13 protein-coding genes are annotated in these 14,122 nt (G+C 61.6%); 8 read left to right on the forward strand and 5 right to left on the reverse strand.

Going from position 1 to position 14,122, the window contains the following annotated elements; all coding sequences use genetic code 11:
* Positions 1 to 182 precede the first annotated feature (182 nt).
* The 7 genes from ACM6JM_RS11625 to ACM6JM_RS11655 all read left to right on the forward strand — a co-directional run bounded on the left by ACM6JM_RS11625 (position 183) and on the right by ACM6JM_RS11655 (position 7,999).
* Positions 183 to 1,841: a Na/Pi cotransporter family protein gene (locus ACM6JM_RS11625; RefSeq protein ID WP_074689766.1), complete on the forward strand. Its 1,659-nt coding sequence runs from the start codon at positions 183 to 185 to the stop codon at positions 1,839 to 1,841.
* A 94-nt stretch (positions 1,842 to 1,935) separates the two neighbouring features.
* Complete coding sequence (locus tag ACM6JM_RS11630) at positions 1,936 to 3,327, forward strand: M16 family metallopeptidase (RefSeq protein WP_064592451.1); 1,392 nt, start codon at positions 1,936 to 1,938, stop codon at positions 3,325 to 3,327.
* A gap of 76 nt (positions 3,328 to 3,403) precedes the next feature.
* A complete protein-coding gene (locus ACM6JM_RS11635) occupies positions 3,404 to 4,432 on the forward strand; it encodes a DUF5924 family protein (RefSeq protein WP_039764894.1) in 1,029 nt (342 codons plus the stop codon).
* 55 nt (positions 4,433 to 4,487) lie between these two features.
* Positions 4,488 to 5,636 (forward strand): ABC transporter permease, encoded by a 1,149-nt coding sequence (locus ACM6JM_RS11640; protein ID WP_064592455.1) that lies wholly within the window; start codon positions 4,488 to 4,490, stop codon positions 5,634 to 5,636.
* Complete coding sequence (locus ACM6JM_RS11645) at positions 5,633 to 6,436, forward strand: ABC transporter ATP-binding protein (RefSeq protein ID WP_414881919.1); 804 nt, start codon at positions 5,633 to 5,635, stop codon at positions 6,434 to 6,436. Before ACM6JM_RS11640 ends, ACM6JM_RS11645 begins: the two co-directional genes overlap by 4 nt.
* A 1-nt stretch (position 6,437) precedes the next feature.
* Positions 6,438 to 7,376 carry an MlaD family protein gene (locus ACM6JM_RS11650; RefSeq protein WP_039764886.1) on the forward strand — a complete coding sequence of 313 codons (939 nt, stop codon included), beginning with the start codon at positions 6,438 to 6,440 and terminating at the stop codon, positions 7,374 to 7,376.
* Complete coding sequence (locus ACM6JM_RS11655) at positions 7,373 to 7,999, forward strand: ABC-type transport auxiliary lipoprotein family protein (protein ID WP_039764884.1); 627 nt, start codon at positions 7,373 to 7,375, stop codon at positions 7,997 to 7,999. The genes ACM6JM_RS11650 and ACM6JM_RS11655 overlap by 4 nt, the downstream gene beginning before the upstream one ends.
* Positions 8,000 to 8,002: 3 nt before the next feature.
* Here ACM6JM_RS11655 and ACM6JM_RS11660 read toward each other — a convergent pair whose 3' ends face one another.
* The 5 genes from ACM6JM_RS11660 to ACM6JM_RS11680 form a co-directional block, all read right to left on the reverse strand.
* Positions 8,003 to 9,232, reverse strand: a complete 1,230-nt coding sequence (locus tag ACM6JM_RS11660) for a nucleoside recognition domain-containing protein (protein WP_085690410.1) — start codon at positions 9,230 to 9,232, stop codon at positions 8,003 to 8,005.
* A 102-nt stretch (positions 9,233 to 9,334) separates the two neighbouring features.
* Complete coding sequence (gltP, locus tag ACM6JM_RS11665; RefSeq protein ID WP_064592462.1) at positions 9,335 to 10,666, reverse strand: glutamate/aspartate:proton symporter GltP; 1,332 nt, start codon at positions 10,664 to 10,666, stop codon at positions 9,335 to 9,337.
* A 697-nt stretch (positions 10,667 to 11,363) separates the two neighbouring features.
* The gene (locus ACM6JM_RS11670) at positions 11,364 to 11,828 is read right to left on the reverse strand and encodes an inhibitor of vertebrate lysozyme family protein (protein WP_039764879.1); all 465 of its coding nucleotides are present in this window, start codon (positions 11,826 to 11,828) and stop codon (positions 11,364 to 11,366) included.
* A 2-nt stretch (positions 11,829 to 11,830) separates the two neighbouring features.
* Positions 11,831 to 11,995: a DUF1328 domain-containing protein gene (locus ACM6JM_RS11675; protein ID WP_003177151.1), complete on the reverse strand. Its 165-nt coding sequence runs from the start codon at positions 11,993 to 11,995 to the stop codon at positions 11,831 to 11,833.
* Between the two features lie 67 nt (positions 11,996 to 12,062).
* Positions 12,063 to 12,347 (reverse strand): hypothetical protein, encoded by a 285-nt coding sequence (locus tag ACM6JM_RS11680; protein WP_074689761.1) that lies wholly within the window; start codon positions 12,345 to 12,347, stop codon positions 12,063 to 12,065.
* Between the two features lie 427 nt (positions 12,348 to 12,774).
* Here ACM6JM_RS11680 and algB point away from each other — a divergent pair, with 427 nt between their 5' ends.
* Positions 12,775 to 14,121, forward strand: a complete 1,347-nt coding sequence (gene algB / locus ACM6JM_RS11685) for a sigma-54-dependent response regulator transcription factor AlgB (RefSeq protein WP_039764876.1) — start codon at positions 12,775 to 12,777, stop codon at positions 14,119 to 14,121.
* The last annotated feature ends 1 nt before the right edge of the window (position 14,122 follow it).

Genomic DNA, 14,122 nt, shown 5'->3' on the forward strand with positions numbered 1-14,122 from the left:
CGGGCCCTTTTTTCATGGCTGCATGAACCTGTTTTCATGACACTTTTGTTTCAATCCCCGCTTTAGCTGTGCAATGCTGGCGCCCAGACCGTTAGCCAACTACAGCTTAAGTATCAGAACGTAGAAATTGCGCGGTACCGTCCACTTGCCCCTCTGGGGCGCTGCCATTACAGGGGGTCTGCATGCTCACCCTGCTCAATTTGCTGTCTGCCGTGGCCCTGCTGATCTGGGGCACGCATATCGTTCGAACCGGCATCCTGCGGGTGTACGGCACCAATCTGCGCCACGTGATCGGCCAGAACATGTCCAAACGCTGGCTGGCCTTTGTCGCCGGCATCCTCGTGACCGCGATGGTGCAGAGCAGCAACGCGACTGCCATGCTCGTGACGTCCTTTGTCGGTCAGGGCCTGATGGCGTTGACCCCGGCCCTGGCGACCATGCTGGGTGCCGACGTCGGTACGGCACTGATGGCGCGGGTGCTGACGTTCGACCTGTCGTGGCTGTCGCCGCTGCTGATTTTTATCGGGGTGATTTTCTTTCTGTCGCGCAAACAGACGCGGCTCGGGCAGATGGGCCGCGTGTCCATCGGGCTTGGGCTGATCATTCTGGCGCTGCAATTGATCGTCGAGGCCGCTGCGCCGATCACCCATGCCCAAGGGGTGAAGGTGATTTTCGCCTCGTTGACCGGCGATATCCTGCTCGACGCCTTGGTCGGCGCGCTGTTCGCGATGATTTCCTACTCCAGCCTGGCGGCCGTGCTGCTGACCGCCACCCTCGCCGGCGCTGCGGTGATCAGCCTGCCGGTGGCGATCGGTCTGGTTATTGGCGCCAACATCGGCAGTGGCGTGCTGGCGTTCATGAGCACCAGCATGCAGAACGCCGCCGGCCGGCAGGTGGCGCTGGGCAGCCTGCTGTACAAACTGATCGGGCTGTTGCTGATCATTCCGGTGCTGGATCCGCTGGTGCACTGGATCGACAGCCTGGATTTCAGCCCCCAGGAAATGGTCATCGGCTTCCACCTGCTCTACAACACCGCGCGTTGCCTGATCCTGCTGCCGAGCGTCGGGCCGATGGCGCGGTTGTGTGCCTGGCTGCTGCCGGAGCGGCCGGAGGTCAACGGCACCGCCAAGCCCCGCCACCTTGATCCCACCGCGCTGGTCACGCCGAGCCTGGCACTGGCCAACGCCGCCCGGGAAACCCTGCGCATGGGCGACCTGATCGACAACATGCTCGACGCGACCCTCGACGTGCTGCGCGGCAAACAGACCGCCATCACTCAGGAAATGCGCAAGCTGACCGATGACGTCGAAGCGCTGTACAGCGCGATCAAGCTGTACCTGGCGCAGATGCCCCGCGAAGATCTCGGCGAGCAGGACAGTCGTCGCTGGGCGGAGATCATTGAGCTGGCGATCAACCTCAAACTGGCCAGCGACCTGATCGAACGCATGCTGCGCAAAGTGCAGCAGCAGAAGACTTCGCAACGCCGGTCGTTTTCCGAAGACGGACTGGAAGAGCTGGCCGGGCTGCAACAGCAATTGATCGCCAACCTGCGGCTCGGGCTGTCGGTGTTCCTCAGCGGCGACAAGGAAAGCGCCCGCCAGTTGCTGCGCGAGAAACGTCGCTTTCGCGCCCAGGAACGGCGTCTGGCCCACGCCCATGTCAGCCGGTTGCAACGCAAGATCGTGCAGAGTATCGAGACCAGTTCGTTGCACCTGGAGCTGATTGCTGACATGAAACGTTTGAACTCGCTGTTCTGCAGCAGCGCCTATGTGGTGCTGGAAACTTCCGATACCGGCGCGCTGGCGGCGGACGATATGGCGGACATCACGCATTCGCCTTGAACGTCTGGGGTTGTGGTCAGTCAGTAACTCAAGGTTCGGCCTCGCGGCCGGACTGACGACACGGATCTCCAATTCAGCCGTATGGAAGCTCGTTATGCGTTGCCTGTTGTTCGCTTGTCTGCTGCTCGGTTCCCTGCCCGCCTTCGCCCTGGATCGTTTTCAGGTCGAAGGCTATGCGCTGCCCAACGGGCTGCAATTGCTGCTCAAGCCCGGCACCGAGCGTGGGCACGTGGCGATCCGGCTGGTGATCGGCGTCGGTCTCGATGATTTCGACTGCAATGAAAAGGAGCTGCCGCACCTGCTCGAACACTTGCTGTTCAGCGGCATCGACGCCACCGGTGAAGGTGGTCTCGAAGAGCGCATGCAGGCACTCGGCGGTGACTGGAACGCCTTCACCAGCAACGCCGACACCACGTTCGTCATCGAAGCCCCGGCGAAAAACCAGCGCAAGGTCCTCGACCTGCTGCTGGACCTGCTGACCCAGACCCGCTTCGACGACAACGCGATCAACGCGGCCAAACGGGTAGTCGAGCGCGAGGACGGCGGCCATTACACCCGGCTGCAACGCTTCCTCGATCGGCAGGACCTGGGCCACACCGCGAGCAATCAACTGGCGGTTGAGCTGGGCCTGAAATGCCCGCAGCGGGCCGAAGTCGATGGCCTGACTCGCGAGCAGCTGGAGAAGGTGCGCAAGGCCTGGTACGCGCCGAACAACATGACCCTGATTGTCGTCGGTGACCTCGACAAATTGCTGCCGGCCTATCTGGAACGGGCGTGGGGCGCGCTGGAAGCGGTCGAACCGAGCGAACACCGTCCGTTGCCGGACATCCGCGCCAGCGCTGCCCACGAACGCACGATCACTCGCGGCTTCATCGGCAACAGTGCCAAGCTGCACTGGCTGGTGCCGGAGCCGGTGCTGGACGACCAGTACGACGAAACCTTCGACCTGCTCAAGGAATACCTGGAGTGGGCGCTATACCGCCAGTTGCGCCTGAACCACGGTTTGTCCTACGGGCCGTGGGCCGAGCGCGAAGTGTTCGGCGGCGTCGGCTTCATGAGCCTCAACGCCGACCTGGATCGCGGCGATATCGCCGAAGCCGAGCAGGTGCTGGAAGACCTCAAGGCCGACCTGCTGAAAAACGGCCTCGACGCCGACACCTTCAATCGCTTGAAACAAGCCGCCATCGCCCACCAGGCCTGGGCCGTGCAAGGCACCAGCGCCATGGCCGACTATTACTGGAGCGCGCTGGGCGACTACGAGGATGGCCGCTTTGCCGATCCTGCGCGGGAGCTGCAAGGCGTGACGCTGGAGGCGGCGAACAAGGCCATGCGCGAGTTGTTGCTGCAACCGGGTTATCTGCGGATCGAGAAACCGCTGCTCAGCGACGATCAGGTGTTGTGGCTGCTGGCGGGCGGATTGGGCGTGCTGGTGCTGATTCTGCTCGGCTGGCGCCTGCATCGGCGCAAGTCCGTGCATCCGGAATGACCGGCAGCCTCGCCACGGGGCCCGGCGGGCGGTACTCTGTCGAGGTTTTTTTCCTATCCAGTCGTGAACCGCCCCCATGTCTAAATTGACCCTCCTGATCCAGCGCATTCTCGAACTGATGAAGCGCTACCCCGGGGTCATTGCGCTCGGCGGTTTCATCTCCGGGGTCGGCAGCTTCATTCTGGTCGACCGGCAACAGGGGCTGGCGAGCTGGATCACCACGATCATGCTGCTGAGCTGGATCTGGCTGATGCTGGAAAACAGCCTGACTAAACTGTTCACGCGAATCTTCAAACGGGAAATCCCCCAGCCGCTGCTGCGTTACGCGACGCAGATGATCCACCAGGAAAGCCTGTTTTTCGTCCTGCCGTTCTTCTTCATCACCACCACCTGGAACAGCGGCCAGCTGTTTTTCACCGGGCTGCTGTGCATCGCGGCGCTGATCTCGATCGTTGACCCGCTCTACTACAAATGGCTGGCGCCACGGCGCTGGGCGTTCCTAGCGCTGCACACCCTGACCCTGTTCGCCGCCCTGCTCACGGCGCTGCCGGTGATCATGCACCTGACCACCTCGCAAAGCTTCAAATGGGCGCTGGGGATTGCGGTGGTGTTGTCGTTCCCGAGCCTGGCGTCGATCTTCCCGATCCGCACCGTGCGCAATGCCTTGGCGATCCTGTGTATCACGGTCGGCATCGGTGGCGTGGGCTGGGTCCTGCGTTCGTGGGTGCCACCGGCAACGTTGTGGATGACCGACGTGGCGATCAGCACTCAGGTGCAGGACCGGGTTCCGGGCGCCAGCCTCAAGGAAGTCAGCGCCGAGCAGATCCGTGGCGGCGGGCTCTACGCCTACACCGCGATCAACGCGCCGCGCGGGCTCGACGAGCGGATTTATCACGTCTGGCAGTTCAACGGCAAAGAGGTCGACCGCATCGCCCTCGACATCCACGGCGGGCGCAAGGAAGGCTACCGGGCCTGGACCCACAAGCAGAACTTCCCCGGCAACCCGGCGGGCAAGTGGCAGGTGCGAGTGTTGACCGAGGACGGTCAGGTGATTGGCGTGCTGCGCTTCGAGGTCACGGACAGCACACCGACCAAAGAAAAGTAACCGGGTTCGTGCTATTACGTAGGTTCGTCTCGATAGCCGAACAAGCACGGAGCTTATGACCAGCAGCCCAATGACCGGCAGTGCCCGCCTGGACACCTCGATCACCCCTGCCCGCCTGCGGGTGACCGGGGACTGGACGCTTGCCCATTACGCCGACCTCAAGCAACTGAGCGAAACGCTCCACGGCCAGTACGACGCCAACACCCCCATCGACCTCAACGGCCTCGGCGCCCTCGACACCGCCGGTGCGTCGCTGCTGGTGGAGCTGCTCGGCTCGGAGCGGCTGGGCAAGTCCGCCGAACACCCCGATTGCACGATTTCCAGCGCCGACCGCGCCTTGCTGCAAACTGTGTATCGTTCGCTGACCGACTTCTGCGTGCCGATCAAGGAACCGGAAATCAGCGTCAGCGTGCAACTGCTGACGCGCATCGGCCGGGCCGTCGACACGGTCTGGCGAGACACCCTGCAATTGCTCGGCTTCGTCGGCCTGATTCTCGAAACCATCGCCCGCAGCCTTTTCCGGCCCAAGCGCTGGCGGATCACGCCGATGATCGCCCACATCGAACAGACCGGCCTCGACGCTGCGCCCATCGTCGCGTTGCTGACCTTTCTGGTGGGCGCGGTGGTGGCGTTCCTCGGGGCGACGGTGCTGGCCAGTTTCGGCGCCAGCGTGTTCACCGTGGATCTGGTGGGCTTCGCTTTCCTGCGCGAGTTCGGGGTGCTGCTCACGGCGATTCTGATGGCCGGCCGCACCGCCAGTGCCTTCACCGCGCAGATCGGCTCGATGAAGGCCAACGAGGAAATCGACGCGATTCGCACCCTCGGCCTCGACCCCATGGAGTTGCTGGTGGTGCCCAGGGTGCTGGCGCTGCTGGTGGCGCTGCCGATGCTGACGTTTCTGGCGATGATCTGCGGGATCGTCGGCGGCGCGGTGGTTTGCGCGGTGTCGCTGGATATCTCGCCGGCGATGTTCCTGTCGCTGCTGCAAAGCGACATAGGGATTCAACATTTCCTGGTGGGTCTGGTCAAAGCCCCGATCTTCGCGTTCCTGATCGCCGCTATCGGTTGTCTGGAAGGCTTCAAGGTCAGCGGCAGCGCCGAATCGGTCGGCGCCCACACCACCTCAAGCGTGGTGCAATCGATTTTCGTGGTGATCGTGCTCGATGCGGTTGCCGCGCTGTTTTTCATGGAGATGGGCTGGTGAGTCGTCTACCCCGCGCGCCCTCCGAGGCGGTGATCGAAGTCCGTGGCCTGTGCAATCGCTTCGGCAGCCAAAGCGTGCACGAGAACCTCGACCTCGACTTGTACAAAGGCGAGATCCTGGCCGTGGTCGGCGGCTCCGGCAGCGGCAAATCGGTGTTGCTGCGCAGCATCGTCGGCCTGCGCCAGCCCAGCGAAGGCATGGTCAAGGTGCTCGGCCAGAACCTGCCGAGCCTGCCGGAACATGAGCGTTCGCTGATCGAGCGGCGTTTTGGTGTGCTGTTTCAGAAAGGCGCGCTGTTCTCGTCGCTGACCGTCACAGAGAACGTCGCCCTGCCCCTGATCGAGCACACCGGGCTCAGCCGTGACGACGCCGAACATCTGGCGGCGGTGAAGCTGGCGCTGGCCGGGCTGCCGTTGTCGGCGGCGGACAAGTACCCCGCCTCGCTGTCCGGCGGGATGATCAAGCGCGCGGCACTGGCCCGGGCGCTGGCGCTGGATCCGGACATCCTGTTTCTCGACGAACCCACTGCCGGCCTCGATCCGATTGGCGCCGCGCAGTTCGACCAATTGATCCTGACCCTGCGCGATGCTCTGGGCTTGAGCGTATTTCTGGTGACCCACGACCTCGACACGCTCTACACCATCACCGACCGCGTCGCGGTATTGGCGCAGAAGAAGGTGCTGGTGGCCGGTCCCATCGACGTGGTCTCGGAAACCGACGACGCGTGGATTCACGAATACTTCCACGGCCCTCGCGGCCGCTCGGCGCTGGACGCCGCCAAACAGCTCAACGAGGTCTGACATGGAAACCCGAGCCCATCATGTATTGATCGGCCTGTTCACGGTGATTGTGGTGGCAGGCGCCCTGCTCTTCGGTCTGTGGCTGGCCAAGTCCAGTGTCGACACCGAGTTCAAGGATTACGAAGTCGTGTTCAACGAGGCGGTCAGCGGCCTGTCCCGGGGCAGCCCGGTGCAGTACAGCGGGATCAAGGTCGGCGACGTGGTCAGCCTGCGCCTCGACCCGCAGGACCCACGTCGGGTGCTGGCACGGATTCGTCTGGCCGGCGACACGCCGGTCAAGGAAGACACCGAAGCCAAACTGGCCCTGGCCGGGATCACCGGCACCTCGATCATCCAGCTCAGCGGAGGCACGCCGCAAAGTCCGAAACTCAAGGGCCATGATGGCAACCTGCCGACCATCGTCGCCTCGCCCTCGCCCATCTCGCGGCTGCTCAGCGACAGCAACGATTTGATGAGCGGGGTCACGACGTTGCTCAGTAATGCCAATCAGATGTTCTCTGCCGACAACATCGAGCGCGTGAGCAAGACCCTCGAGCATCTGGAGCAGACCACCGGCTCGATCAACGATCAGCGCGGCGACCTGCGTCAGGCCATGCAGCAACTGGCGACGGTCGGCAAACAGGCCGGCAACATGCTCGAACAGACGTCCGCGCTGATGCGCAACGCCAACGGCCTGCTCAACGATCAGGGCAAACAGGCGCTCGGCAGTGCCGAACAGGCGATGAAATCCCTGGAGCAAAGCAGCGTCACCATCAACGGACTGCTCAGCAAGAATCAGAACTCCCTCGACAGCGGCATGCAGGGCCTCAACGGCCTGGCCCCGGCGATCCGCGAACTGCGTGAAACCCTGAATTCGCTGCGCGCCATTTCCCAACGCCTGGAGGCCAACCCCAGCGGTTACCTGCTGGGCAGTGACAAGAACAAGGAGTTCACGCCATGAAGCTGACTCGCCTCGCCCTCCTCGCCGGCTTCACGCTGATCAGCGCGTGCTCGATCCTGCCCAAGTCCGAACCGTCGGATGTCTATCGCCTGCCGGCGGCACAGGCACCCGCCTCGGCCGGTTCGGCGGCTGCTCAGCACTGGTCGCTGCGCCTGAACAAACTGCAGGCCAGCGAAGCGCTGAACCGACCAAGCATCGCGGTGATTCCTCAGGGTGATGTGATCAGCAGTTACAAGGCCTCGCGCTGGAGCGATCCGGCGCCGGTGCTGGTGCGTAACCGGTTACTGGATGGATTCCAGCGCGATGGCCGGGTGTCGCTGTTGAGCACCGATGACAGCAACTTCCAGGCAGACCTGGAATTGGGCGGCAGTCTGCAGGCGTTTCAGACCGAGTATCAGGGCAATCAGGCCAGCGTGGTGGTGCGGGTCGATGCGTTGCTGGTGCGCGGTTATGACCAGCGGATTCTCGCCAGTCGCCGATTCGAAGAACGTCAGCCGCTCAGTGATGTGAAGGTTCCGGCGGTGGTGGCCGGATTCGGGCAGGCCAGTGATCGCCTCACCGCGAAAGTCGTGGCGTGGGCGGTGGAGCAAGGGCAGAAAGTTGCCCCTCCTGCCCGGCCTTGAGCCTTAACCGAAGAACCAGTAGCAAACGCCGATAGCGCCGAGCACACCCGCCAGCTCGGCCAGCAGCGCACAACCTACGGCATGCCGGGCGCGCTGGATGCCCACCGCGCCGAAGTAGACCGCCAATACGTAGAAGGTGGTTTCGGTGCTGCCCTGAATCGTCGCCGCGACCAGCGCCGGGAAGCTGTCCACGCCCGAGGTTTTCATCGTTTCGATCAGCATCGCCCGGGCGGCGCTGCCGGAGAACGGTTTGACCATGGCGGTCGGCAGCGCATCGACGAAGCGCGTGTCCCACCCTGCCCACTCCACCAAATGGCGAATGCCGTCGAGGCCGAAGTCCAGCGCGCCCGATGCGCGCAATACGCCGATCGCGCAGAGCATCGCCACCAGATACGGCAGCAGGTTCTTGGCAACGTCGAAACCTTCCTTCGCACCTTCGACAAAGGCCTCGTAGACCTTAACCTTGCGCAAGGCGCCGATCACCAGGAACAGCATGATCAGGCCGAACAGCGTCAGGTTGCCGAGAATCGACGAAAGCCCCGCCAGTGCGGTGGCCGACATCGTCGCGAGCAACGCCATGAAGCCGCCGAGAATCAGCGCGCCGGGAATCAGATAAGCCAGCACCACCGGGTCCCAGACCCGCAGGCGCTGCATGAACGCCACCGACAGGAAGCCGACGATGGTCGAGCAACTGGTGGCCAGCAGGATCGGCAGGAACACCAGCGTCGGGTCCGGCGCGCCTTGCTGGGCGCGATACATGAAGATCGTCACCGGCAGCAGGGTCAGGGACGAGGCATTCAGTACGAGGAACAGGATTTGCGCGTTGCTGGCGATGGTCGAGCTGGGGTTGAGCTCTTGCAGCGCCTTCATGGCTTTAAGGCCGATCGGCGTGGCGGCGTTATCCAGGCCCAGGCCGTTGGCGGCGAAGTTCAGGGTGATCAGGCCGATGGCCGGGTGACCCGGCGGCACTTCCGGCATCAGCCGCAGGAACAGCGGGCCCAGCGCTTTGGCCAGCCACTCGACAATCCCCGCCTTTTCGGCGATGCGCAGGAAACCCAGCCACAGGGTCAGCGTGCCGAACAGCAGCACCATGACTTCGACCGACAGCTTGGCCATGGCAAAAATGCTTTCCACCATCGCCGCGAAGATCCCGGCATTGCCGCCGATCAGCCATTGCCCCAGCGCCGAAACGGCTGCCACGATGAAGAAGCCAAGCCACAGGCCATTAAGCATCAGTCAAATCCCCCGGAAGATGCGGCGAATGATAGCGGGGTCGCCAGAAACGACAAACCCCGGATTTCTCCGGGGTTTGTCAGGGTGCCTTGCGGGCGGGGATCAGTTGTTGGAAACGTCACCGGCCGGCAGTTTTTCCTTGCTGCGCCAGTGCGGCAGCGAGTTCCAGTAGCGCTGGCCCTTGGCGTCGTCGTACATGCCTTCCCAGCGGGCGATGACCAGTACGGCGAGGGCGTTGCCGATCACGTTCAGGGCGGTACGCGCCATGTCCATCACACGGTCGACACCGGCGATGAAGGCCAGGCCCTCCAGCGGGATACCGACGCTGCCCAGGGTGGCCAGCAGCACCACGAAGGACACGCCCGGCACGCCGGCGATGCCTTTGGAGGTAACCATCAGGGTCAGGACCAGCAGCAGTTGCTGGCTGATCGACAGGTCGATGCCGTACAACTGGGCAATGAAGATCGCCGCGATGGACTGGTACAGGGTCGAGCCGTCGAGGTTGAACGAGTAACCGGTCGGCACTACGAAACTGCAGATGGCTTTTGGTGCGCCGTAGGCTTCCATCTTCTCGATCACCCGTGGCAGCACGGTTTCCGAGGAGGCGGTGGAGTAAGCCAGGACCAGCTCATCCTTGAAGATGCGCATCAGCTTGATCACCGAGAAACCGAACATCTTGGCGATCAGGCCCAACACCACAAAGGCGAAGAAGGCGATGGCGACGTAAACCAGGATCACCAGCTTGGCCAGCGGCAGCAGCGAGGCGAAACCGAAGTTGGCCACGGTCACCGCGATCAGGGCGAACACGCCGATTGGCGCGTAGTTCATGATCATGTGGGTGACTTTGAACATGCTTTCCGATACGCCCTGGAACATCTTCACCAGCGGCTCGCGCAGGTCCGACTGCAGGCTCGACAGACCGAGACCGAACAGCACGGAGAAGAAGATGATCGGCAGCATTTCGCCGCGAGCCATGGCCGCGAAGATGTTCGACGGGATCAGGTTGAGGATGGTCTCGATGAACGCGTGTTCATGCTGCACTTCGGCGGCGGTCGCCTGGTACTTGGAGATGTCCACAGTGCCCAGGGTGCTCATGTCGATGCCGGCACCCGGATGGAACAGGTTGGCCAGCAGCAGGCCGACGACGATGGCGATGGTGGTGACGATTTCGAAGTAGATGATGGTTTTCAGGCCGATGCGCCCGAGTTTCTTGGCGTCGCCCACGCCGGCGATGCCGACGATCAGGGAAGAGATGACGATCGGGATCACGATCATCTTGATCAGACGGATAAAGATATCGCCTGCCGGTTGCAGGACGTTGCTGATCCACCAGGCCTTTTCGGCGCTGAAATGGTTAAGCAACGCGCCGATTGCAATCCCCAATACCAGACCGATGAGGATCTGCCAGGCGAGGCTGAGCTTTGCCTTCTTCATTATCTTTACCCTTACTTGCGTTTGACTCAGGCACATGCAGGAACTGGAACGCTCATCAGCGGAAAAGTCTGTGCATCTGCCTCCGTATAAGGTGCCCCGAAGCGCGTGTTTACGGCTCTCCGGCAGGCGAAAAAAGGCGCAACTATTCCGATGCAAGGTTGCGCCGTCTAATGCCGTAAACGCCTACCCTATGCCGAATCGGCATGAGCTTTTTTTTATGAAACTGGCGTCCCAACCGGTTCGAATACGACATTTCGGCAGGCATAAGTGCCGTGAACCGGCCATTACAGCGTAGGTTGGTTATTTTTTGAACGGGTGATTTCGACGAAAAATTTGGGAAAAAGCCTACGTTCGGAAACTAAATGTCCGACTGATTCGGTCGACTCTTTCTCGATATACGGTCGCCAGGAAACACCGCGAAATGCTTTCGCATGCAGTGTGAGCGATAAAAAAGTTGAGCAGAACGCTCTGGATCAACGTTTTGTCACGTTGAAAGCCCAGCGCAAGTCCGTCGAACCACTCCGGTTGGCGAACTTGCGTCGCAGCTTTTACCCTGACCCGGCCCTCATCGCAGGCACTCCCTGTACCCGTAGGTCACTCCGACCCTGCAACAGTCAGAACGTCCCGGCCCCCTGGTCATGCACCGGCCTTCCTCGGGCCGACGCAATGGAGGACAGCCTTTCGGCTGCCCTCGTGTTCAATACCAGTTCGGATCTTTCTTCAGCGTTTCCATCAGAAGGTTTTGCATGCCCTGATCGGGTTTGCCGAGGAAGCGGTAGGTGGCATGTCGCGTTGGCGACTTGTCCGCCGGCAGTCCTTCGGGCACATCCACAAGCATGGCGTAAGCGTCTTTCTTGTCGAAACTGAACGCGACGATCAAGCGATGGTTCATGCATTTGTCTGCGGATTCGCAGAGCGGGCCGACCAGATACTTGTCGCCATCTTCGGTCACGGCATTCATCTGCTGGTCAGGTGTGCCGGACAGGTTCATCACCCATTCCGGCAGGCGTTCTTCCTTCTTCACCACGCCTTCCCAGGTTTCCCTGTATTGCGGGTCGGAACTCAACAGTTCGTTGACCCGCGCCTGGCCGTCATTGGCCGCGATTGCCATGGCACTACCGCCCAGGAGCAGGGCGGCTGCCAGTGTCTTTAACCCCTTCATGTTCAACCTCGACCGCGACGGCCAAAGAAGAAGGAAGCGATGAACATCACCAGGAACACGACAAACAGAATCTTGGCGATACCCGTGGCGGTGCCCGCGATACCACCGAAGCCCAGTACTGCGGCGATGATGGCAATGATCAGGAATGTGATTGCCCAGCTCAACATGGTGATTCTCCTTGCTTCTATTTAGGGATGTTGCCGGTCTCGGCGCGGGGGCGCCCAGATTCGTTGATCAGAAAACCCAGCGTTCTTCACGGGGCATGTCGCCCAGCGGTTGTGGCTGGTCGACGTCCATCATGCGCATCGCGCCGTTGTCGGCCTGACTGCTGCTGACGGCGCTGAAGTGCGTCTGCGTCGCGTGTTGCATGGAAATCAGGGGCTCACTCTGCTGGCTCTGCTCCCAGCGCAGGTATTGCTGGCAGGCGATTAGAGTGATCAGCAGCGCAAGTGCGCCAAACAGGGCCTGCTGCAGATGCAGTGGCGAAATACGCATTTGGGCGGCACGTTGGCGAGTCATCCTGGGTTCCTCACTCTTGTTCGGTGGGGGCAGTGCATTTCTGCCCGGGCTGAGTGATGTATTGCAGCCCGCATGCCAGCTTTTTTGTTTAAAAAAATCTAATAAAATCAGATAGTTATAGATGCTGCAAAAGTTACTGACGACGCATCCTGCACGATGACCCTCGCGGCGTCGTGCGTAATGCACGATTATTTCGTAGGAGAAATCATTCTTTTTGAATTGAGAGCAGGGTGCGGATGTCAGAAAAGGAGGCAGGAAATCGTCCTGAAACTGTGCGATGTTTAAAAAATCAACAAAATCAGTGGATTAGCCGTAAGGGCAGGAGAGAGCTACCCTGCTATGACTGGAATCGATCAGAATCAACCATGCAACTTGCCCGATTTTTCCGGGACTAACCCAAGACATTTACTTATGGAGCGTAGGAAAAATGGAATCAGCCACTGAGCACCAAGGCCGCATTCTGCTGGTGGACGATGAATCCGCCATCCTGCGAACCTTTCGTTATTGCCTCGAAGACGAAGGTTATTCTGTCGCCACTGCCAACAGTGCGGCCCAGGCTGAAGCGCTGTTGCAACGCCAGGTGTTCGATCTGTGTTTTCTGGATTTGCGTCTGGGCGAAGACAACGGCCTGGATGTATTGGCGCAGATGCGCATTCAGGCGCCGTGGATGCGGGTGGTGATCGTCACCGCCCATTCGGCCGTCGACACCGCGGTGGACGCCATTCAGGCCGGCGCTGCCGATTATCTGGTCAAACCGTGCAGCCCGGATCAATTGCGCCTGGCGACCGCCAAGCAACTGGAAGTACGTCAGCTGTCGGCGCGTCTGGAAGCCCTCGAAGGCGAGATTCGCAAACCCAAGGACGGTCTCGATTCCCACAGCCCGGCGATGAAAGTCGTACTGGAAACCGCGCGGCAAGTGGCGGGCACTGACGCCAACATCCTGATCCTCGGCGAGTCCGGCACCGGTAAAGGTGAGCTGGCCCGAGCCATTCACGGCTGGAGCAAGCGCGAGAAGAAATCCTGCGTCACCATCAACTGCCCGTCGCTGACCGCCGAACTGATGGAAAGCGAGCTGTTCGGTCACAGTCGCGGCGCGTTCACCGGGGCCAGCGAAAGCACGTTGGGTCGAGTCAACCAGGCCGATGGCGGTACGCTGTTTCTCGACGAGATCGGCGATTTTCCGCTGACATTGCAACCCAAGTTGCTGCGTTTCATCCAGGACAAGGAATACGAGCGGGTAGGGGATCCGGTCACCCGCCGCGCCGATGTGCGGATTCTTGCCGCCACCAACCTCAATCTCGAAGACATGGTGCGTGACGGACGTTTCCGCGAAGACCTGCTCTATCGTCTGAACGTCATCACCCTGCATTTGCCGCCGCTGCGCGAGCGGGCCGAAGACATCCTGACCCTGGCCGACCGTTTCCTCGCCCGCTTCGTGAAGGAATACGCGCGTCCGGCCCGGGGCTTCAGTGACGAGGCTCGCGAAGCACTGCTGGGCTATCGCTGGCCCGGCAACATTCGCGAGCTGCGCAACGTGGTCGAGCGGGCCAGCATCATTTGCCCGCAGGAGCGTGTGGAAATCAGCCACCTCGGCATGGCCGAACAACCGGCGAACAATGCGCCACGGGTCGGCGCGGCGCTGAGTCTCGACGAACTGGAGAAGGCCCACATCGGCGCAGTACTGGCGACCGCGGGCACCCTCGATCAGGCCGCCAAGACCCTGGGAATTGACGCCTCGACGCTGTATCGCAAGCGCAAGCAGTACAACCTGTGAG

It is taken from the genome of Pseudomonas sp. IT-P2 (assembly GCF_949767575.1).
Classification (GTDB): Bacteria; Pseudomonadota; Gammaproteobacteria; order Pseudomonadales; family Pseudomonadaceae; genus Aquipseudomonas; species Aquipseudomonas pharyngis.

What these genes read in the sequence shown, in the direction of transcription:
- ACM6JM_RS11625 (WP_074689766.1), top strand. Translation starts at nt 183, where the DNA reads ATGCTCACCCTGCTCAATTTGCTGTCTGCCGTGGCCCTGCTGATCTGG.
- ACM6JM_RS11630 (WP_064592451.1), top strand. Translation starts at nt 1,936, where the DNA reads ATGCGTTGCCTGTTGTTCGCTTGTCTGCTGCTCGGTTCCCTGCCCGCC.
- ACM6JM_RS11635 (WP_039764894.1), top strand. Translation starts at nt 3,404, where the DNA reads ATGTCTAAATTGACCCTCCTGATCCAGCGCATTCTCGAACTGATGAAG.
- ACM6JM_RS11640 (WP_064592455.1), top strand. Translation starts at nt 4,488, where the DNA reads ATGACCAGCAGCCCAATGACCGGCAGTGCCCGCCTGGACACCTCGATC.
- ACM6JM_RS11650 (WP_039764886.1), top strand. Translation starts at nt 6,438, where the DNA reads ATGGAAACCCGAGCCCATCATGTATTGATCGGCCTGTTCACGGTGATT.
- ACM6JM_RS11655 (WP_039764884.1), top strand. Translation starts at nt 7,373, where the DNA reads ATGAAGCTGACTCGCCTCGCCCTCCTCGCCGGCTTCACGCTGATCAGC.
- ACM6JM_RS11660 (WP_085690410.1), bottom strand. Translation starts at nt 9,232, where the DNA reads ATGCTTAATGGCCTGTGGCTTGGCTTCTTCATCGTGGCAGCCGTTTCG.
- gltP (WP_064592462.1), bottom strand. Translation starts at nt 10,666, where the DNA reads ATGAAGAAGGCAAAGCTCAGCCTCGCCTGGCAGATCCTCATCGGTCTG.
- ACM6JM_RS11670 (WP_039764879.1), bottom strand. Translation starts at nt 11,828, where the DNA reads ATGAAGGGGTTAAAGACACTGGCAGCCGCCCTGCTCCTGGGCGGTAGT.
- ACM6JM_RS11675 (WP_003177151.1), bottom strand. Translation starts at nt 11,995, where the DNA reads ATGTTGAGCTGGGCAATCACATTCCTGATCATTGCCATCATCGCCGCA.
- ACM6JM_RS11680 (WP_074689761.1), bottom strand. Translation starts at nt 12,347, where the DNA reads ATGACTCGCCAACGTGCCGCCCAAATGCGTATTTCGCCACTGCATCTG.
- algB (WP_039764876.1), top strand. Translation starts at nt 12,775, where the DNA reads ATGGAATCAGCCACTGAGCACCAAGGCCGCATTCTGCTGGTGGACGAT.